The following is a 19,948-nucleotide window of genomic DNA, read 5'->3' as shown; positions in this document are numbered from 1 at the left end:
CTAGGAGTTCCATGTGAAGCGTGCTGTTCCCGCCTTGATCCTGAAACCCCTGGCCGCCTGCGCGGCGCTTGCCACCCTGGCCCTTGCAACGCCGGCCCTGGCCCAGGAGAAAACGCTGCGCATCGCGATGACGGCGGCCGACATTCCGCGCACCCTGGGCCAGCCCGACCAGGGCTTCGAGGGCAACCGCTTCACCGGCATTCCCATCTACGACTCGCTCACGCAGTGGGACCTGTCGAAGGCCGATGCGCCGAGCGTGCTGATTCCGGCGCTGGCCAGTTCATGGGCCGTCGACGCCAAGGACAAGACCAAATGGGTCTTCAAGCTGCGCCCCGGCGTCAAGTTCCATGACGGCTCGGCCTTCAATGCCGACGCCGTGGTGTGGAACGTGCAGAAGGTGCTCGACAAGGACGCCCCGCAGTTCGACCCCAGCCAGGTGGGCGTGACCGCCTCGCGCATGCCGACGCTGCGCACCGCGCGCAAGGTCGACGACATGACGGTCGAGCTCACCACCAGCGAGCCCGACGCCTTCCTGCCGATCAACCTGACGAACCTGTTCATGGCCTCGCCCGCGCAGTGGCAGAAGAAGTTCGACGCCGCGGCCGGCGCCACGCCCGCCGACAAGTCCAAGGCCGCGTGGACCGCCTTTGCCGCCGACCCCGCTGGCTCGGGCCCGTTCAAGGTTACGCGCTTCGTGGCCCGCGAGCGGCTGGAGCTGGCCGCCAACAAGACCTACTGGGACGCCAAGCGCGTACCCAAGATCGACAAGGTCGTGATGCTGCCGATGCCCGAAGCCAATGCGCGCACCGCCGCGCTGCTGGGCGGCCAGGTCGACTGGATCGAAGCGCCCGCGCCCGACGCCATGCCGCAGATCACGCAGCGCGGCTTCAAGATCTACTCCAACGCGCAGCCGCACGTGTGGCCGTGGCAGCTTTCGTTCGCCGAAGGCTCGCCCTGGCTCGACAAGCGCGTGCGCCAGGCCGCCAACCTGTGCATCGACCGCGGCGGCATGAAGCAGCTGCTCGGCGGCATGATGGCCGAGCCCAAGGGCACCGTGCCGCCCGGCCATCCGTGGTGGGGCAACCCGAAGTTCGACATCAAGTACGACGTGAAGGCCGCCCAGGCGCTGATGACGCAGGCCGGCTACTCGGCCGCCAAGCCGATCAAGGTGAAGGTGCAGATCTCCGCCTCGGGCTCGGGCCAGATGCAGCCGCTGCCCATGAACGAATTTGCGCAGCAGTCGCTCAAGCAGTGCTTCTTCGACGTCGAGTTCGACGTGATCGAATGGAACACGCTCTTCACCAACTGGCGCAAGGGCGTGAAGGACCCGTCGGCCAACGGCGCCAACGCGACCAATGTGAGCTTCGCGGCGATGGACCCCTTCTTCGCGATGGTGCGCTTCGTGAGCACCAAGACCTTCCCGCCGGTGTCCAACAACTGGGGCTACTACGGCAACGCCGAGGTCGACAAGCTGGTGGCCGATGCGCGCACCAGCTTCGACGACAAGGCACGCGACGGCGCGCTCGCCAAGCTGCATGCGCACATCGTCGACGACGCGCCGTTCGTCTGGATTGCGCATGACGTCGGCCCGCGCGCAATGTCGGCCAAGGTGAAGAACGTGGTGCAGCCCAAGAGCTGGTTCATCGACATCGCAACCATGACGATGGACTGATGCTGGCCTATCTGCTGCGCCGCGTGGTCTACGCCGTGCCGATCATGATCGGCGTGGCGCTGGTGTGCTTTCTGCTCGTGCACATCGCGCCCGGCGATCCGCTGGTGTCGATTCTTCCGCCCGACGCATCAGCCGACCTGCAGGCGCAGCTGCGCGAGCTCTACGGCTTCAACCGTTCGCTGCCCGAGCAGTTCGCGATGTGGATCTGGCGGGCGCTGCACGGCGACCTGGGCGTTTCGATCGCGAGCAACCGGCCCGTGGCGGGCGAGGTGTTCACCGCCGTGGGCAACACGCTGCGGCTCGCGGTGGTGGCCACGTTCATCGGCTTTGTGCTGGGCTGCCTGTTCGGCTTTGTGGCCGGGTACTTTCGCAACTCGTGGATCGACCGCTTCGCCTCGATGCTGTCGGTGCTGGGCGTGAGCGTGCCGCACTACTGGCTGGGCATGGTGATGGTGATCGTGTTCTCGTCGCAGCTCATGTGGCTGCCGGCCACGGGCGCGGGACCGGGCGGCTCCAGCGACTGGGCGTGGGACTGGGAGCATGTGCAGTTCCTCATCCTGCCGGCCCTCACCATGTCGGTGATTCCCATGGGCATCATCGCGCGCACGGTGCGCGCGCTGGTGGCCGACATCCTGGATCAGGAATTCATTGTCGGCCTGCGCGCGAAGGGCCTCACGCACTTCGGCGTGTTCCGCCATATGGTGAAGAACGCGGCGCCCACGGCGCTGGCCGTGATGGGCCTGCAGCTGGGCTACCTGCTCGGCGGCTCGATCCTGATCGAGACCGTGTTCTCCTGGCCCGGCACCGGCTTTCTATTGAACTCCGCCATCTTCCAGCGCGACCTGCCGCTGCTGCAAGGAACCATCCTGGTGCTGGCGCTGTTCTTCGTGTTGCTGAACCTGCTGGTCGACGTGCTGCAAACCATGCTCGACCCGCGGATTGCGCGGGCCTGACCACCATGAGCGCACTTCCCATCCCCTCCCCTGCTGCAGCCGCCGATGTAAAGCCGCTGCCGATGCAGCGCTCACGCGGCTACTGGACCTCGGCGCTGCTGCGCTTCACGCGCGATCCGGTCGCCATGGGCGCCGCCTTGATGGTGCTGCTGCTCATAGGCCTGGCCGTGTTCGGCCCCTGGCTCGCGCCGGCCGACCCTTACGCATCGTCGATGCTCAAGCGGCTCAAGCCCATCGGCACCGAGGGCCTGCCACTGGGAAGCGACGAGCTGGGCCGCGACATGCTGTCGCGCCTGATCGTCGGCGCGCGGCTGTCGCTGTTCATCGGCATCACGCCGGTGATCTGCGCCTTCGTGCTCGGCACGGTGATCGGCATCGTAGCGGGCTACGCTGGCGGCCTGACCAACACGCTGATCATGCGCACCATCGACGTGTTCTACGCGTTTCCCTCGGTGCTGCTGGCCATTGCGCTGTCGGGCACGCTGGGCGCGGGCGTGGTCAATTCGTTGATCTCGCTCACCATCGTGTTCATTCCGCAAATTGCGCGCGTGGCCGAAAGCGTGACGACGCAGGTGCGCACGCGCGACTATGTGGAGGCGGCGCGCGCCTCGGGCGCGAACCCGTTCACCATCGTGCGGGTGCATGTGCTGGGCAATGTGCTCGGTCCGATCTTCGTGTACGCCACGAGCCTGATCGCGGTGTCGATGATCCTGGCCTCGGGCCTGTCGTTCCTGGGCTTGGGCGTGAAGCCGCCGGAGCCGGAGTGGGGGCTGATGCTCAACACGCTGCGCACTGCGATCTATGTGCAACCTTGGGTTGCTGCGCTGCCTGGGGCGATGATCTTCATCACCTCGATCTCTTTCAATCTTTTGTCCGACGGGCTGCGGTCGGCGATGGACAACAAGGGATGAAGATGGGTGCTTGTTCTTTTGCTTGTTTTGTTTGTCGCGGGCCGTCTTCAGGGCGCTCACCCGCCGACGGGGTACCTTTCTCCGCGAATGTCCCCCGGCCTGCGGCCTCCTCCTTTATTTCGCTGCGCAAGGCACCCCGCCAGCGGGTGCGTTGCAAAGAGCGGTGGTTGATCAGCGGTACACCACGAGCGTGCACCAGTGCACAGGGCATCGGGTGCTCCCCGCAGCGAAATAAAGGAGGAGCCGAAGGCGGGGGACATTCGCGGAGGGGAGTACCCGGTGGCCTTTGCACACGCCCTGAACAGCGGCGCAAAAAACAAAGGAGCACGGCAACATGGACGCACTGAAAGACATAGGCGGCCCCGCACAACCACTGCTCACCATCACAGGCCTCGTCAAGCACTTCCCACTCAAGAAAGACCCTCTGGGTCGTGGCGGCGGGGTGGTACGTGCAGTAGACGGCGTCGACTTCGAAGTCCTTAAAGGTGAAACGCTGGGTGTGGTCGGCGAGTCGGGCTGCGGCAAGTCGACAACGGCTCGGCTGCTGATGCAGCTCATTGCACCGACCCGGGGCGAGGTTATTTTTGATGGCCGCGAAGTCGGTGGCCGCGAACTTCCGCTCAAGGAGTTTCGACGCCAGGTGCAGATGGTGTTTCAGGACAGCTACGCCTCGCTCAACCCGCGCCTCACCATCGAAGACTCGGTTGCCTTCGGTCCGCAAGTGCATGGCGTGAGCCGGCGCGAATCTGTGGCGCGTGCGCGCGATCTTCTCGCGCGCGTGGGCCTGGAGCCCCAGCGCTTTGCCGAACGGTATCCGCATGAGCTTTCGGGTGGACAGCGCCAGCGCGTCAACATTGCGCGCGCGCTTGCGCTGCAGCCGCGCATGGTAATTCTGGACGAGGCCGTGTCGGCGCTCGACAAGTCGGTGGAAGCACAGGTCATCAACCTGCTGCTCGACCTCAAGGCCGAGTTTGGCCTCACCTATCTTTTCATCAGCCATGACCTCAACGTGGTGCGCTACGTGAGCGACCGCGTCATGGTCATGTACCTCGGCCAGGTGGCCGAGATCGGGCCGGCCGATGCGCTCTACGATGCCCCCGCGCATCCCTACACCCGCGCCCTGCTCTCGTCGATGCCCTCCATGGACCCCGACAACCGCACCATGGAAGCAGCGTTGGCTGGCGATCCGCCGAACCCGATCAACCCGCCCTCGGGATGCCGCTTTCATCCGCGCTGCGCGCTGGCCGCGCCGGTGTGCAGCCAGGTCGTGCCCGAGCCCGTCGCCACGGGTTCGTTGCATGCGGCGAGCTGCCTTGTTCTCGAGCCTGGCAGCGGGCACCCGATGGCACAAACGCCGATGAGGCAGGCAGCATGAGCGACAGCAGCAACGCCATCCCTGTCGGCGAGCCGATGGTCCGCCTGCGCGACCTCAGCGTCACCTTCAGCGGAGGCCGCAAGCCCGTGCATGCGGTGAGCGGCGTGAGCCTGGAAGTGCAGCGCGGCGAAGTGGTCGCGCTGATCGGCGAATCCGGCTCCGGCAAGAGCGTGACCATGCGCACGCTGCTGCGCCTGCACCCGGAGCGCCGCACGCGCATGGGCGGGCGGGTGCAGGTGGCCGGGCGCGACGTGCTTGCAATGCCGGCGCGCGAACTCGACGATTTCCGCGGCAAGGTCGCTTCGATGATCTTCCAGGAACCGCTGCTCGCGCTCGACCCGGTGTATTCGGTCGGCGCGCAAATCGTCGAGTCGATTCGCCGGCACGAGAAGAAAGTGACCGCGGCCGAGGCACACCAGCGTGCGCTCGCGCTGTTCGAGCGCGTGCGCATTCCCAGCCCCGAGCGGCGCCTGGCCGCTTACCCGCACGAGATGTCGGGCGGCATGCGGCAGCGCGCGATGATCGCGCTCGCACTGGCCTGCAAGCCCCAGCTGCTGCTGGCCGACGAGCCGACCACCGCGCTCGACGCCACGGTGCAGATCCAGATCCTTCTGCTGCTGCGCGAACTGCAGCGCGACCTGGGCCTGTCGGTGATCTTCGTCACGCACGACATCGGTGCCGCAGTGGAGGTGGCCGACCGCATTGCCGTGATGTATGCGGGCCGCATCGTCGAGGAAGGCACGGCGCGCGAGCTGATCCGCTCGCCGCGCCACCCCTACACCATCGCGCTGCTCAAGAGCCGTGCGCACGGGGCGCTGGCGCGCGGCGCGCGGCTCGAAACCATCGGCGGCGCGCCGCCCGATCTCTCCGCGCTGCCGCCGGGCTGCGCCTTTGCCGAACGCTGCGCACTTGCCACCGATGCCTGCCGCGCCGCGCAGCCGCCGGTGGTCGAGCTCGCACCCAACCACCGCGCGCGCTGCATCCACACCGAGGCCGCAGCAGCCATTGCGCCCACGCTGGTCGCCTGACCCGCACTGCACAACTCCTACCTACGCACCATGCCCTTGCACGACCCCGCCCACGCCTTCGTTCCCTATCCCGACGCGCCGGTGCCGCATGCGCCCACCGGCCCGCTCGCGGACCTGAGCTTTGCGGCCAAGGACCTGTTCGACGTGGCCGGCTACCCCACCGGCGGCGGCAGCCCCATCGTGCTGGCGATGTCGGGCATCAAGAGCCGCACCGCGCCCACCGTGCAGAAGCTGCTCGATGCCGGCGCGCGCTTCACGGGCAAGACGGTGACCGACGAACTCGCGTTCTCGATGAACGGCAACAACGCGCATTTCGGCGCGCCGATCAACGGCGCCGCCAAGGACCGCATCACGGGCGGCTCTTCGTCCGGATCGGCCTCGGCGGTGTCGTCGAGCCTTTGCGACTTTGCGCTCGGCACCGACACCGGCGGCTCGGTGCGCGCGCCGGCCAACCATTGCGGCCTGTACGGCCTGCGCCCGACGCATGGCCGCGTGAGCCTGGAGGGCGCACTCGACCTTGCGCCGAGCTTCGACACCTGCGGCTGGTTCGCGCGCGACATCGGCACCTTTGCGCGCGTGGCCGACGTGCTGCTGGGCGCCGACACACCGGCGCTGCCCGAACGCGTGCGCCTGCTAGGGCCCGACGACGTGTGGGGCCTGGCCGCGCCCGCCGCGACGAAGGCGCTGCAAGGCGTGATCGACCGTGTACAAGGCCTGCTCGGACCCGCACAGGGCACGACGGTGGCAATGGAATCGTTCGACGCGATGTACTGGAACTTTCGCTACCTGCAGTCGCGCGAGGCCTGGCTTACCGATGGCCCGCTCATCGAGCGCTATGCGCCGCCGCTGGGCCCGGGCGTGGCCGAGCGCTTTGCATGGTCGCGCGACGTGACCGACGCGCAGGTGGTGGCCGCGCGCGTCTTTCGCACCGCGTTTCGCGCGCACCTGGCTGCGCTGCTGGGCACCGACGGCGTGCTGCTGATGCCGACCATGCCCGACATTGCGCCGCTGCGCAGCGAGAGCGAGGCCGGGCTGGAGGACTACCGCAACCGCGCGATCCGGATGCTGTGCATTGCAGGACTCAGCGGCTTTCCGCAGCTGTCGATGCCGCTGGCGTCGCGCGACGGCGCGCCGCTGGGCATCTCGCTGCTCGGGCCGGCAGGCTCGGACCGCTCGTTGATCCAACTCGCCCAGCGCATCGCCGCGGGCTGACCCTGCGCGGCGCAGCTTCGCCGGCGTCGGCGACACTGCGCTCTTTTCATCCGGCGCCCGGCGCCAGCACACCATGTCGGAAGCCTCGCCGCAGTTCGCCGATTTCATCGTGGACCGGCTCTCTGCAATCCCTCGCATCGCCAGGACCCGCTTTTTCGGCGGAACGGGGCTCGTGGCCGATGCCACGCAGTTCGCGATGATCATGGGCAGCACCGTGTATTTCGTGGTGGACGACACCACCCGGCCCAAGTACGAGAAGCTGGGCAGCCAGTGCTTTGCCTACGACACGAAGGCCCGGCGGGTCCAGGTGCGGAAGTATTTCGAGGTGCCCATCGACGTCATCGAAGACCACGAGGCGTTGGCCGAATTGGCCAGGGAGGCCGTGCGGGTGGCAAAAAGCCTCGCCACCAAAAAACCGGCCGGCAAGAGCGCCTAGCTAACCCTTCCAGTCGACGACCGCCGGCGCCAGGAGCGTGCACAGGTCGCAATCGACAGCGCCAGCGGCACGCTCGATGACCACGAAGTCGCCCGCATCCACTGCCAGCAGCGCGTGGTGCCAGGTGCCGGGCGCGAGCACCACGCCTTGCCGCCCGTCGGTGACAAAGGCCGCGAGCTCGCCGGCCGCGGCCGGTGCTTCGCCCGCACGCGCGACCACGATCACGAAGCGCCGCTCGCCCAGCGGCACGAAGGTCTGGCTGCCGAGCGCATGGCGCTCCATCTCGGCCACTGCGTGTGGAAAGCCGCGCGCCGCGGCGCGGAACAGCGCAAGCATCGGCCGGCCGCCGGCGGCATCGAGCTGCAGGTTGTCGAGCAGGTCGAAGCGCCTTGCGTTGCCGCCGTTGATGTCGCGGCCACCCGCGGCGGGCGCCTCGATCACGGTGCCGAAAGGCGCAAAGGCTTGTGGCGTGAGCGGCGCGACCCGCAAGGCGGTTCCGCCGGAAGCTTGTTCGTTCATGCGGCCATTGCAGCAGAAAGCGTGCCGCGCGCCAACGCAAGATCGGCCAGCCAATGGCCGAAGGCTTCGCCGCGCTCAGTGTCCGGCAAGCGCAGCAACGCGGACGGATGCAGGGTGACGAACACGGGCCGGCCATCGCCGCGCTCGTGCAGCCACGCACCGCGCTCGGCCTGCACCGCCACCGGCCGCCCCAGCAGCGTGCGCGCAGCCGTCGCACCCAGCGCCACCAGCCCCTGCGGGCGCACCAGCGAAATCTCGCTGTCGAGCCAGTGCGCGCAGGCTTCGGCCTCGCGCTGGCCCGCGGTCTTGTGGATGCGGCGCTTGCCGCGCAGCTCGTACTTGAAGTGCTTGACGGCGTTGGCCAGGTACACGGTGTCGCGCGCCCAGCCCAGCTGCGCCATTGCGCGATCGAGCAGCTGGCCCGCGGGCCCGACGAAAGGGCGGCCCGCCAGGTCTTCCTGGTCGCCGGGTTGTTCGCCGACCAGCATATGCGTGGCGCCGAGCGGGCCTTCGCCGCACACGGCCTGCGTGGCGAGCGCGCCGATGGGGCAATCGCGGCAAGCGTGCGCCGCCGCGCGCAGCTCGCCCAAGTCAGCCGGCGCCACGCCCGCCGCCGGCCGCAGGTGCAGCGCGACGGGCGCGCGGATGCGGCGCGGCGCGGTGGGCGACGCCTCGATCATCGACTGGCTGCGCGCCGTGGCCGCTTCGGCCAGCGGCTGGATGAGCGCGGCCTCGGGCAGGTTGTGCCAGTAGCGGCGCGGCATTTCGCGCCGCATCATCGCGAGCTTGAGCCGCGCCGGGTTGAAGATGTGTTCGTAGTAGGTGAGCCAGAGTTGCTCGCCGGCATCGGGCGGCGGCTTCTCGCGGCGGTCGGCGCCGCCCTGGAAGGCAAGCGCCTGGCCGTTCCATTCGACACAGCGCTCGGGCGTGAGGATGGCCCAGCGCATCTGCGCGAAGCGCCGCGCAAAGAACGGCGCGTTGGCCTCGACGATGCGGTGCTCGGGCTCGAACCACGCCACGTGGCGCTCCAGGCCGTCGTCGCCCAGCACGCGGGTGAAGCGCACGAAGGCGCGCATCTTGTGGATGTCGCGGTGCACGGCCTTGGCCATCTGCCGGGCCTGCATCAGGTCGGCATCGAGCGGATCGTGCCGCAACGCGGGCTCGTGCGAAAGGCGCCACAGCAGCCGGTACAGCAAAGCAAGGCGCTGCGGGTCGCGGTGCAGGATGACGTCGCCGCACAATTCGACGAACCATGCGGGCACGGGCTGCCGTTCTGCGGCGGTAGCAAGCGCCGCCGGCGGCGCGGCTTTGCTCCCAGCGCCGAACAGATCTGCGGCATCGCCAGCGGCCTGCGCCGCGTTCCATTCGACGCGGCCCGGCGGCACGCCCGCGGCAAGCAGCTGCCGCGCATGGCGGCGAAAGGCGTCGAGATCGACCGGGTCGTCGAGCCGCACGTGCATGGCAAATGACTCGGCTCAGAACAGCGAGGCTTGCGCCGCGCGCTGCGGCTCCGGCGAAGGCATGGGCGCCCCGCGCGACGGCCGGTGCCCGTCCGCGACGACAAACGGCAGCACCTTGCGCGCCGGCACGTGCAACCGCCGCAGGTCGTCCGCGCGCACCCGGCGCACGCGCCGCGCCTGCAGCAGCCGCTCGACGGCTTTCACGCCGAGCCCCGGCACGCGAAGCAGCATTTCGCGCGGCGCATGGTTCAGGTCGACCGGAAAGCGGTCGGCATGCGCGAGCGCCCAGGCCAGCTTGGGATCGACGTCGAGCCGCAGCAGGCCATTGGGCTCGGCCACTATTTCCTCGTGCCCGAAGCCGTAGAAGCGCATGAGCCAGTCGGCCTGGTAGAGCCGGTGCTCGCGCATCAGCGGCGGTGCCACCAGCGGCAGCGCGCGGGCGGCGTCGGGTATGGGGCTGAAGGCGGAGTAGTACACGCGCTTGAGCTTGTAGGCGCCGTAGAGGGTGGCGCTCGAGGCGAGGATCTGCCGGTCGTCGGTGGCATCGGCGCCCACGATCATCTGCGTGCTCTGGCCGGCGGGCGCAAAGGGCGGCGGCTTTGCGGCGGCGGGCGCCGCGCCGGGCAGCGCGCGAATCGGCACCACGCGGCGCGCCTCTTCGCGCGTGTCGTCGATGCGCAGGCGCAGCCGCGCCATCGATCGGCGGATGGCGCTTTCGTCCTTCTCGGGGGCGAGCGCCTGCAGGCCCTCGGTGGTCGGCATCTCGACGTTGATGCTCAGGCGGTCTGCATAGCGGCCGGCGCGCGCAATGAGCTCGTCGCTCGCATCGGGAATTGTCTTCAGGTGGACGTAGCCGCGAAAGTCGTGGTCTTCGCGCAGCGTGCGCGCCACCTCGACCACCTGCTCCATCGTGTGGTCCGGCGACTTGACGATGCCGCTGGACAGGAACAGCCCCTCGATGCAGTTGCGGCGGTAGAAGTCGAGCGTGAGCTGCACCACCTCGTCGACGCGAAAGCGCGCGCGCGGCACGTTGCTCGATGCGCGATTGACGCAGTAGAGGCAGTCGTACTGGCAGTGGTTGGTAAGCAGCACCTTCAGCAGCGAGATGCAGCGCCCGTCCGGCGCGAAGCTGTGGCAGATGCCAGCGCCCTCGGTCGAGCCGATGCCGCGGCCGCCGAGCGAGTCGCGCGGCTGCGAGCCGCTGGACGCGCACGAGGCGTCGTACTTGGCGGCGTCCGCGAGGATGGCGAGTTTGCGCTGGAGGTCCACGGGAAACTGGGCACTTAAAATACTGTATGAATATACAGCTTTGAAGGCCGTATGTCTTGAAGAGCGGGGAAAGCGCCCAAGCTTTTCACCCGCTAAAGTCGCGGGCTCTCTTCTTCACCCGTGCGCAGCGATGCGCTTTCCGATGCGCCGCTCACCTGCTCTCTCCGCTTTTTTCGCCCTGCCCCTCGCGACCCTCGTCCTCGCCGGATGCGCCGCGCGGCCCGCGCCCCGTGTCACCTGGCTCGGCGACGGCGTGTTCAAGTCGCCCAGTCCGCAGGACGCAGAGGCCTACTGCCGCAATTTCGGCGCTCCGATGCGCTATCTCGACCCCAAGCGCTCACGCGCGCCGGTCGTCGGCGAAGTCACCTACCGCTGCGACTGATCGGCCGGGTCCGTGGCGGGCGGCCGCACCCGCTCCAGGATGAAGTCGATGAAGGTGCGGATCGCCCGCGTGTGCTGCCGGTTCGGCATGTAGAGCATGAACATCTGCGTGCCGAAAATGCTCAGGCGCCAGTCGTCCAGCGTGGTCACCACCTCGCCACGGCGCACGTCGTCCTGCACCACGTAGTCGGGCACGAGGCCGATGCCCAGGCCCGCGAGGATGGCTTGGCGCAGGAACAGAAAGTTTTCTGAAATCAGCGTCGGCTCGAGGATCACCTCGCGCCGGGTCTCACCCTGGTAGGCCGACACGCGCAGTTCCCGGCCGATGACCGCGGCGGTGACCACCGGCGCGCCCTGCAGCTCGTCCAGCTGCACCGGCAGCGGATGCTTCTGCGCATAGTCGCGCGAGGCGCAGGCCACGTAGCGCACCGGCCCCAGCTCCCGCGCCACCAGGTTCTGCGGGGGCTCGGGCACCACGCGGATCGCAATGTCGACCTCGTCGCGCAGCAGGTCTTCGATGCGGTTTTCGAACACCACGTCCAGCACGATGCCGGGGTACTGGCGCTTGAAGTCGATCAGCCAGTCGGCCATGACCAGCTGGCCGTAGCCGCTGGGCACGCTGAGCCGCACGCGGCCCTGCAAGCCCTCGCCCAGCGTGGTGACGGATTCTTTTGCGGCCAGCAGTTCGGTCTGGATGGCGACGCCATGCTGGTAGAGGCGCAGGCCGATCTCGGTGGGCTCGGCGCGGCGGGTGGTGCGCCGCACCAGCTGGGCGCCGACCGAGCGTTCCAGCTGGTTCAGGTGGTAGCTGACGTTGGCACGGCTCATCTTGAGGCGGCGTGCCGCCGCGCTCAGGTTGCCCGCATCGAGGATTTCCACCAGCAAGGTCAGCGATTGGAGGTCCATGCACCGGATTGTGTCAAAAATCCTTTGACAGTCTGTCAACCCTCTATGCAATTGTCAAAGCCGCGCATCGGGCAAAGAATGCCGGGTTCACCCTGGAACCCGCAAGAGACAAGAGAGACAAGACATGGCCATCACCGACTCCAGCCTTCCCGCGTCTTCTTCCAACCCCGTCAGCTTCGAGCGCGCCCCACATCCGGGCGGCGTGTTCGTGGTGACCATCGACAACCCGCCGGTCAACGCCTTGGGCGTGGATGTGCGCCGCGGCCTGGTGGCCGCCATCGAGGCGGCGGAGGCCGACAGCGCGGCCGCCGCGGTGCTGATCTTCGGTGCGGGCCGCAACTTCATCGCGGGCGCGGACATCCGCGAGTTCGGCAAGACGCCGCAGCCGCCCTCGCTGCCCGAGGTGTGCCTGAAGATCGAGAACTGCACGAAGCCTGTGATTGCCGCCATCCACGGCGCGGCATTGGGCGGCGGGCTTGAAGTGGCGCTGTCGACGCACTACCGCATTGCCGCGCCTTCGGCCAAGCTGGGCCTGCCCGAAGTGCAGCTTGGCCTCTTGCCCGGTTCCGGCGGTACTCAGCGCGCGCCGCGCCTTATCGGCGTGAAGCCCGCGCTCGAGCTGATGCTCAGCGGCCGCCACGCGGGTGCGAAGGAAGCGTTGTCGCTCGGGCTGGTCGACCGCCTGGGCACCCAGGCCGACGCGCGCGCCGAAGGCCTGGCCTATGCGCAGGAACTCGCCGCCGCCAAGGCACCGGTGCGCCGCACGCGCGAGGCCGCCGGCCTGGCCGATGCCGACGGCAGCCGCGCCGCATTGGAAGCAGCGCGCGCCGACACCGCCAAGAAGAGCCGCGGGCTCTTCTCGCCGATGAAGATCATCGAAGCGGTCGAAGCCGCGCTCACGCTGCCCTTCGACGAAGGCATGGCGCTGGAGCGCAAGCTGTTCCTGCAGTGCATCGACAGCCCGCAGCGCGCCGGCCTCATCCACGCCTTCTTCGCCGAGCGCGAAGTGCTGAAGGCGCCCGAAACCAAGGCCGCCAAGCCGCGCGCGATCGAATCGGCCGGCATCATCGGCGGCGGCACCATGGGTGCGGGCATCGCGGTGGCGATGCTCGACGCGGGCCTGCCCGTGACCATGATCGAACGCGACGAGCCCAGCCTTGCGCGCGGCCGCCAGCATGTCGAAAAGGTGTACGACGGCCTGATCGGCAAGGGCCGCATGACGCCCGAAGCCAAGGCCTCCGTGATGGCGCGCTTCTCGGGCTCCACCTCTTACGACGCGCTCGCACAGGCCGACATCGTGGTTGAAGCGGTGTTCGAAGACATGGGCGTGAAGAAGGCGGTGTTCGCCGAACTCGACCGCGTGTGCAAGCCCGGCGCGGTGCTGGCCACCAACACCTCGTACCTCGACATCGACGAGATCGCGGCCAGCATCTCGCGCCCGCAGGACGTGGTGGGCCTGCACTTCTTCTCGCCGGCCAACATCATGAAGCTGCTGGAGATCGTGGTGCCCGCCAAGGTGAGCGCCGACGTGGTGGCCACGGGCTTCGAGCTTGCGAAGAAACTCAAGAAGGTGCCCGTGCGCGCGGGCGTGTGCGACGGCTTCATCGGCAACCGCATCCTCGCCGTGTACCGCCAGGCGGCCGACCACATGATGGAAGACGGCGCCTCGCCCTACCAGATCGATGAGGCGGTGCGCAACTTCGGCTACCCGATGGGGCCGTTCCAGGTGTCCGACCTGGCGGGCGGCGACATCGGCTGGGCCACGCGCAAGCGCAAGTCGGCCACGCGCAACCCGAAGGCGCGCTACGTGCAGATTGCCGACCGCATCTGCGAGCGCGGCTGGTTCGGCCAGAAGACGCAGCGCGGCTACTACCTGTACCCCGAAGGCGCGCGCACCGGCGTGCCCGACCCCGAGGTGCTGGCCATCATCGATGCCGAGCGCGAGCGCGCCGGCATCGAGCCGCGCGCCTTCACCGAAGAAGAAATCATGCGCCGCTACATGGCCGCGATGATCAACGAGGGTGCCAACGTCGTGCACCAGCGCATTGCGCTGCGCCCGCTCGATGTGGACGTGACCTTTCTCTACGGCTACGGCTTTCCGCGCCACCGCGGCGGCCCGATGAAGTACGCCGACACCGTGGGCCTGCCGAAGGTGCTGGCCGACATTCGCGAGTTTGCGAAGGAAGACCCGTTGTTCTGGCAGCCCTCGCCGCTGCTGGTGGAGCTGGTCGAAAGCGGCGCGAACTTCGACAGCCTCAACCACGCCTGACCCCCTTTCTGAAAGAAGCGACGCCATGGACCTGAACTTCACCCCCGAAGAAGAAGCCTTCCGCGCGGAAGTGCGCGCCTTCCTGGCCGACAAGCTGCCCGCGCGCCTCTCGGCGAAGGTGAGCAGCGGCAAGATCCTCGCCAAGGCCGACATGGAGGAATGGCACGCCATCCTCAACGCGCGCGGCTGGCTCGCCAACCACTGGCCCGAGCAATACGGCGGGCCGGGCTGGACGGCGGTCGAAAAGTTCATCTTCGAGCACGAATGCGCGCTGGCCTTTGCGCCGCGCATCGTGCCCTTTGGCGTGAACATGCTGGGGCCGGTGCTTATCAAGTACGGCAACGAGGCGCAAAAGCGCCACTGGCTGCCGCGCATCCTCGACGGCTCCGACTGGTGGTGCCAGGGCTATTCGGAGCCCGGCGCGGGCTCCGACCTGGCGGCGGTGAAAACCTCGGCCGTGCGCGGCATCGACGCCCAGGGCGACCACTACATCGTGAACGGCCAGAAGACCTGGACCACGCTGGGCCAGCACGCCAACATGATCTTCTGCCTGGTGCGCACCAACCGCGAGGCAAAGAAGCAGGAAGGCATCAGCTTCCTGCTGATCGACATGACCTCGCCCGGCGTGGAAGTGCGCCCGATCATCACGCTCGACGGCGAGCATGAAGTGAACGAGGTGTTCTTCTCCGACGTGCGCGTGCCGGCCGAAAACCTTGTCGGTGAAGAGAACAAGGGCTGGACCTGCGCCAAGTACCTCTTGACCTACGAGCGCACCAACATCGCGGGCGTGGGCTTCTCGGTGGCCGCGCTGGAACAGCTCAAGGGCATTGCGGCCACGCAGACGAAGAACGGCAAGCCGCTGGCGGAAGACCCGGCCTTCGCGGCGCGCATGGCGCGTGTCGAGATCGACCTGGAGAACATGAAGACGACGAACCTGCGCGTGATCGCGGCGGTGGCGGGTGGCGGCGTGCCGGGTGCGGAGAGCTCGATGCTGAAGATTCGCGGCACCGAGATCCGGCAAGAAATTTCGTCGCTCGCACGCCGTGCGATGGGCGTGTACGGCCGGCCCTTCATCGAGGAAGCGCTACACGACGGCTTCAACGGCGAAACCTTCGGCCCGGCCTACGCATCGGCCGCGGCCGCGCGCTACTTCAACAACCGCAAGCTGTCGATCTTCGGCGGCTCCAATGAAATCCAGAAGAACATCATCTCCAAGATGATCCTCGGGCTGTAAAGGAGACACGCACATGAACTTCGAACACACCGAAGACCGGCGCATGCTCGCCGACAGCCTGAACCGCTTCATCGCCGAGCAGTACGCCTTCGATGCGCGCGACCGCATCGCAAAGTCCGAACACGGGTTCAGCAAGGAGATCTTTCAGCAGTTCGCAGAACTGGGCGTGATCGGCGCGCTGTTCAGCGAGGCCGATGGCGGCTTTGGCGGCGGCGGCTTCGACATTGCCGTGGTCTTCGAGGCACTGGGCCGCGGGCTCGTCGTCGAGCCGCTGCTGGGCGCAGTGATGGTCGGCGAAGCGCTCAGCGCCGCAGGCAACGCTGCGCAGAAAGAAAAGCTCGGCGACATCATCAACGGCGCCATCGTTACCGCCTTTGCACACGACGAAGCCGGCGCGCACTATGAGCGCACGCACGTGGCCACCCGCGCCGAGCGCAGCGGCAGCGGCTGGGTGCTGAGCGGTGCCAAGGCGGTCGTGCCGCACGGCGAGCAGGCCGACCTGTTCCTGGTTTCCGCCCGCACATCGGGCGGCGTGAACGACGAGGCCGGCATCTCGCTGTTTCTGGTGCCCGCAAAGACGCCGGGCCTCACGGTGCGCGGCTGCCCCGCCATCGACGGCGGCCGCGTGGCCGAACTCGCATTCGACGGCGTGAAGCTGGGTGCCGATGCACTGCTGGGCACCGAAGGCCAGGGCCACGCCACGCTGGAGCGCGCCATCGGCCGCGGCGTGCTCGCGCTGTGTGCCGAAGCCGTGGGCGCCATGGAAGCCGCCAAGACCGCCACGCTCGATTACCTGCGCACGCGCAAGCAGTTCGGCACGTTGATCGGCAGCTTTCAGGCACTGCAGCACCGCATGGCCGACCTGCTGCTCGAGATCGAGCAGGCGCGCTCGGCGGTGATCAATGCGGCAGCGGCCATCGACGGTGCGGACCGCGTGGCGCGCGAGCGTGCGCTCTCGGCCGCCAAGTTCAGCATCGGCCGCATCGGCGCGCTGGTGGCGGAAGAAAGCATCCAGATGCACGGCGGCATCGGCATGACCTGGGAGCTGCCGCTGCCGCACTATGCCAAGCGGCTCGTGATGATCGACCACCAGCTCGGCGACGAAGACCATCATCTGCAGCGCTACATCGCGCTCGGCAAGGAGACCGTGCAATGAGCGACAAGACCGTTCTCATCAGCCAGCAGGGTGCCGTCCGCATCCTGACCAACAGCAACCCGGGCGCGCGCAACGCGATCACGCCGACGCTGTATGCGGAGCTGAGCGCCGCGCTCGCCGACGCGCAAGCCGATCCGGAAGTCGGCGCCATCGTCTTCACCGGCGCGGGCGACTTCTTCTGCTCGGGCGGCGACCTGAACCTGCTGGCCAAGCGCCGCGAACTGCCTGCTTCGGAACGCCGCGAAAAGCTCGAAGGCCTGAACAACCTGATCCGCGCCATTCGCGATTGCGGCAAGCCCGTCATCGCCGCCGTGGAAGGCGGTGCGGCGGGCGCGGGCCTGTCGATGGCGCTGGCCTGCGACATGCTGGTGTCGGCGCGCGACGCGTTCTACACCGTGGCCTACGTCAAGGTCGGCCTCACGCCGGACGGCGGCGCCACGGCTTTTCTGTCGGAGTTCGTCTCGCGCCAGGTGCTGACCGAAATGTGCCTGACCGGCGACCGCATGACAGCCGAACGCCTCCACGCGCTGGGCGCGGTCAACCGGCTCACCGACAAGGGCGCCGCACTGGCCGAGGCCGTTGCACTCGCCGCCAAGGTGGCCAACGGCCCGCAGCGCGCAAGCGCGCGCATCAAGACGCTGTGCCGCCAGGCGCACCGCGCCACGCTCGAGGAACAGCTCGAGGCCGAGGCCGTGTACATGGTCGAGTCGCAGGCCGATGCCGAAGCGGCCGAGGGCATTGGCGCCTTTCTCGGCAAGCGCACGGCGGATTTCGCGGCGCTGCGCCGGCAGAAGCCGAACGCTTCCTGACGCTGCCGGCCGCATTCACCCCACATCACGCCTCGCACACGCTGCGGGGCTTTCTCGTTTCAAGGGAGTTGCTCTCATGCCCATGCTGAATTCCTCGCTGCCGCTTGCCGGCGTGCGCGTTCTCGATCTGTCCCGCATCCTTGCGGGCCCCTGGTGCGGCATGGTGCTGGCCGACATGGGCGCCGAAGTCATCAAGGTCGAGCACCCGGGCCGCGGCGACGACACGCGCGACTGGGGCCTGCGTGTCGGCAACACCGAGACGGCCTACTTCAACAGCGTGAACCGCAACAAGCGCTCGATCACGCTCGACCTGCAGACGCCCGAAGGCCAGCAGATTGCGCGCGACCTTGCCAGGCAGTGCGACGTGGTCATCCAGAACTTCAAGTTCGGCGGCATCGACAAGCTCGGCCTCGGCTATGAACAGCTGAGCAAGGAAAACCCGAAGCTCATCTACTGCTCGATCTCGGGTTATGACCGCACCGGCCCCGAGGCCGCGCGCCCGGGGTACGACCTGGTGGTGCAGGGCGAGGCGGGCCTGATGGCGCTGAACGGCGAAGCCAACCAGCCGCCGCTGAAGTTCGGCGTGGCGGTGGTCGACCTGTTCACCGGCATGTACTCGGCACAGGCCGTGCTGGCCGCGCTGTACCAGCGCGAAAAGACCGGCAAGGGCCGCCACGTGGAAATGGCGCTGTTCGACTGCGGCCTGATGATCACCGCCTACTACGGCCTCGAAGCACTGCTGATGGGCGAAGACCCGCCGCGCTACGGCAACTCGCATCCGTCGATCGTGCCCTACGGCGTGTTCGACGCGGCGGACGGCCCGCTGGTCATTACCGTGGGCAACAACGCGCAGTTCTCTCGCTTCTGCACCGACGTGCTCGAGCGCCCCGACCTTGCGGCGGACGAACGCTTCAAGACCAACATCCTGCGTTCGGCAAACCGCGCGGTGCTGCTGCCTGAGCTGCATGCCGAATTGGCCAAGCGCCAGCGCGCCGACCTGCTGGCCAAGCTCACGCAATCGGGCATTCCGTGCGGCGAGGTGCTGGGCCTGCTCGAAGCGCTCAACTCCAAGCGCGCGACCGACGCGGGCCTTGTCACCGAACAACCGCATCCCGTGGCCGGCAAGGTCAACGTGCTGGCACCGCCCTACCGCTTCGACGGCGAGCGGCTGCCGGTGCGCAGCGCGCCGCCGCAACTGGGCGAAGCCACGCACGAGGTGCTGCAGTCGCTGCTCGGCCTTTCGGACGACAAGCTCGCGCAACTTAAATCGAACGGCGTTCTCTGACGGCGCTCTTTCCTTCTCCTCATTGATTCCCTGAAGAAGTCATGGCGTTTCCTTTTTCCCGCTCCCTTCGCAATCCCGCACGCCGCGCGCTCATCGCCCTGGCGCTTCCGCTGGTGGCAGGCGCCGCCTTCGCGCAAGCCTGGCCCGCCAAGCCGATCACCGTGGTCGTGCCTTTTCCACCCGGCGGCCCGACCGACGTGGCCACGCGCATCGTGGCGCAGAAGATGTCGCAGGGCCTGAAGCAGAACATCCTCATCGACAACCGCAGCGGCGCCTCGGGCACCATCGGCGCGGCGGCTGCCGCCAAGGCCGCGCCCGACGGCTACACCTTCGTGATGCTGGCCACGCCCACGCTGCTGGCCGCGCACCTGTACGGCCCCACGCCCTACGACATCTTCAAGAGCTTCACGCCTGTGGGCGTCGTCTATGACTTGCCGATCGTCATGGTGGTCAATCCGAAGGCGCTGCCCGGCGTGAACGACCTGCAAGGGCTGATTGCCAAGGCCAAGGCCGAAGGCGGCAAGCTCAACTACACGACGGCGGGCGCAGGCAGTTTCGGCCACCTGACGACCGAGCAACTCAAGAACATCGGCAAGTTCGACATGCAGCACGTGCCCTACCGCGGCAGCGCGCCGGCCGTGACCGACCTGATCGGCGGGCAGGTGCCGGCCATGTTCTCGGACCTGGTGGCGGTGATGCCGCACATCCGCGCCGGCACGCTGCGCGCGATTGCGGTCGGCTCGGGCAAGCGCGTGAGCCTGCTGCCCGACGTGAAGACGGTGGCCGAACAGGGCTTCCCGGGCTTCGATGCGACCTCTTGGGGCGGCCTGCTGGCGCCCGCGGGCACGCCCAAGGACGTGGTCGACCGCATGAGCGCCGAGCTGAAGAACGCGCTGGCCGACAAGGACGTGCAGGACAAGCTCGAAAGCGTCGGCTCCTTCGCGGCCTACGGCACGCCCGAGCAAACGGGCACGCGCATGCGCCAGGATTTCGAGCGCTGGGGCAAGGTCATTCGCGACAACAAGATCACGAACCAGTAAAACAGCGCTTCGCACGCGGCCGGCAAAGAGACA

18 protein-coding genes are annotated in these 19,948 nt (G+C 68.0%); 14 read left to right on the top strand and 4 right to left on the bottom strand.

Annotated features, from left to right (window positions below; genetic code table 11):
* Positions 1-13: 13 nt before the first annotated feature.
* The 7 genes from M0765_RS12545 (at position 14) to M0765_RS12515 (ending at position 7,587) form a co-directional block, all read left to right on the top strand.
* Positions 14-1,672: an ABC transporter substrate-binding protein gene (locus M0765_RS12545; protein ID WP_258503965.1), complete on the top strand. Its 1,659-nt coding sequence runs from the start codon at positions 14-16 to the stop codon at positions 1,670-1,672.
* Positions 1,672-2,625 (top strand): ABC transporter permease, encoded by a 954-nt coding sequence (locus M0765_RS12540; RefSeq protein WP_258503964.1) that lies wholly within the window; start codon positions 1,672-1,674, stop codon positions 2,623-2,625. The genes M0765_RS12545 and M0765_RS12540 overlap by 1 nt, the downstream gene beginning before the upstream one ends.
* Before the next feature lie 5 nt (positions 2,626-2,630).
* Positions 2,631-3,536 carry an ABC transporter permease gene (locus tag M0765_RS12535; protein ID WP_258503963.1) on the top strand — a complete coding sequence of 302 codons (906 nt, stop codon included), beginning with the start codon at positions 2,631-2,633 and terminating at the stop codon, positions 3,534-3,536.
* Positions 3,537-3,870: 334 nt separating this feature from the next.
* Positions 3,871-4,911, top strand: a complete 1,041-nt coding sequence (locus tag M0765_RS12530; protein WP_258503962.1) for an ABC transporter ATP-binding protein — start codon at positions 3,871-3,873, stop codon at positions 4,909-4,911.
* Positions 4,912-4,946: 35 nt separating this feature from the next.
* Positions 4,947-5,939 (top strand): ABC transporter ATP-binding protein, encoded by a 993-nt coding sequence (locus M0765_RS12525; RefSeq protein WP_258508240.1) that lies wholly within the window; start codon positions 4,947-4,949, stop codon positions 5,937-5,939.
* 30 nt (positions 5,940-5,969) lie between these two features.
* Entirely contained in the window at positions 5,970-7,151 is a 1,182-nt protein-coding gene (locus tag M0765_RS12520; protein WP_258503961.1) for an amidase, read from the top strand.
* A 73-nt stretch (positions 7,152-7,224) separates the two neighbouring features.
* Positions 7,225-7,587: a TfoX/Sxy family protein gene (locus M0765_RS12515; protein WP_258503960.1), complete on the top strand. Its 363-nt coding sequence runs from the start codon at positions 7,225-7,227 to the stop codon at positions 7,585-7,587.
* Here M0765_RS12515 and M0765_RS12510 read toward each other — a convergent pair whose 3' ends face one another.
* The 3 genes from M0765_RS12510 to M0765_RS12500 are packed head-to-tail and all read right to left on the bottom strand — an operon-like array spanning position 7,588 to position 10,835.
* Positions 7,588-8,106 carry an ureidoglycolate lyase gene (locus tag M0765_RS12510; RefSeq protein WP_258503959.1) on the bottom strand — a complete coding sequence of 173 codons (519 nt, stop codon included), beginning with the start codon at positions 8,104-8,106 and terminating at the stop codon, positions 7,588-7,590.
* Positions 8,103-9,566, bottom strand: coding sequence for a UdgX family uracil-DNA binding protein (locus M0765_RS12505; RefSeq protein ID WP_258503958.1), 1,464 nt, complete (start codon positions 9,564-9,566; stop codon positions 8,103-8,105). The genes M0765_RS12510 and M0765_RS12505 overlap by 4 nt, the downstream gene beginning before the upstream one ends.
* A 15-nt stretch (positions 9,567-9,581) precedes the next feature.
* A complete protein-coding gene (locus M0765_RS12500) occupies positions 9,582-10,835 on the bottom strand; it encodes a putative DNA modification/repair radical SAM protein (protein ID WP_258503957.1) in 1,254 nt (417 codons plus the stop codon).
* Positions 10,836-10,965: 130 nt separating this feature from the next.
* On the opposite strand from M0765_RS12500, the gene M0765_RS12495 reads away from it, so the two are divergent.
* Positions 10,966-11,217: a hypothetical protein gene (locus M0765_RS12495; RefSeq protein ID WP_258503956.1), complete on the top strand. Its 252-nt coding sequence runs from the start codon at positions 10,966-10,968 to the stop codon at positions 11,215-11,217.
* Here the strand turns inward: M0765_RS12495 and M0765_RS12490 are convergent.
* Complete coding sequence (locus M0765_RS12490) at positions 11,202-12,122, bottom strand: LysR family transcriptional regulator (protein WP_258503955.1); 921 nt, start codon at positions 12,120-12,122, stop codon at positions 11,202-11,204. The two genes, M0765_RS12495 and M0765_RS12490, sit on opposite strands and share 16 nt — an antisense overlap.
* A gap of 124 nt (positions 12,123-12,246) precedes the next feature.
* Here M0765_RS12490 and M0765_RS12485 point away from each other — a divergent pair, with 124 nt between their 5' ends.
* The 6 genes from M0765_RS12485 (at position 12,247) to M0765_RS12460 (ending at position 19,915) form a co-directional block, all read left to right on the top strand.
* Positions 12,247-14,391 (top strand): 3-hydroxyacyl-CoA dehydrogenase NAD-binding domain-containing protein, encoded by a 2,145-nt coding sequence (locus tag M0765_RS12485; protein ID WP_258503954.1) that lies wholly within the window; start codon positions 12,247-12,249, stop codon positions 14,389-14,391.
* A 25-nt stretch (positions 14,392-14,416) separates the two neighbouring features.
* A complete protein-coding gene (locus M0765_RS12480) occupies positions 14,417-15,625 on the top strand; it encodes an acyl-CoA dehydrogenase family protein (protein ID WP_258503953.1) in 1,209 nt (402 codons plus the stop codon).
* Positions 15,626-15,638: 13 nt separating this feature from the next.
* A complete protein-coding gene (locus tag M0765_RS12475) occupies positions 15,639-16,781 on the top strand; it encodes an acyl-CoA dehydrogenase family protein (RefSeq protein ID WP_258503952.1) in 1,143 nt (380 codons plus the stop codon).
* Positions 16,778-17,590, top strand: coding sequence for an oxepin-CoA hydrolase, alternative type (locus M0765_RS12470; RefSeq protein WP_258503951.1), 813 nt, complete (start codon positions 16,778-16,780; stop codon positions 17,588-17,590). The genes M0765_RS12475 and M0765_RS12470 overlap by 4 nt, the downstream gene beginning before the upstream one ends.
* Before the next feature lie 76 nt (positions 17,591-17,666).
* The gene (locus M0765_RS12465; RefSeq protein ID WP_258503950.1) at positions 17,667-18,875 is read left to right on the top strand and encodes a CaiB/BaiF CoA transferase family protein; all 1,209 of its coding nucleotides are present in this window, start codon (positions 17,667-17,669) and stop codon (positions 18,873-18,875) included.
* A gap of 41 nt (positions 18,876-18,916) precedes the next feature.
* The gene (locus M0765_RS12460) at positions 18,917-19,915 is read left to right on the top strand and encodes a Bug family tripartite tricarboxylate transporter substrate binding protein (protein ID WP_258503949.1); all 999 of its coding nucleotides are present in this window, start codon (positions 18,917-18,919) and stop codon (positions 19,913-19,915) included.
* Positions 19,916-19,948: the final 33 nt, after the last annotated feature.

It is taken from the genome of Variovorax sp. S12S4 (assembly GCF_023195515.1).
Classification (GTDB): Bacteria; Pseudomonadota; Gammaproteobacteria; order Burkholderiales; family Burkholderiaceae_C; genus Variovorax.
This window is presented reverse-complemented; position numbering and strand designations above follow the sequence as displayed.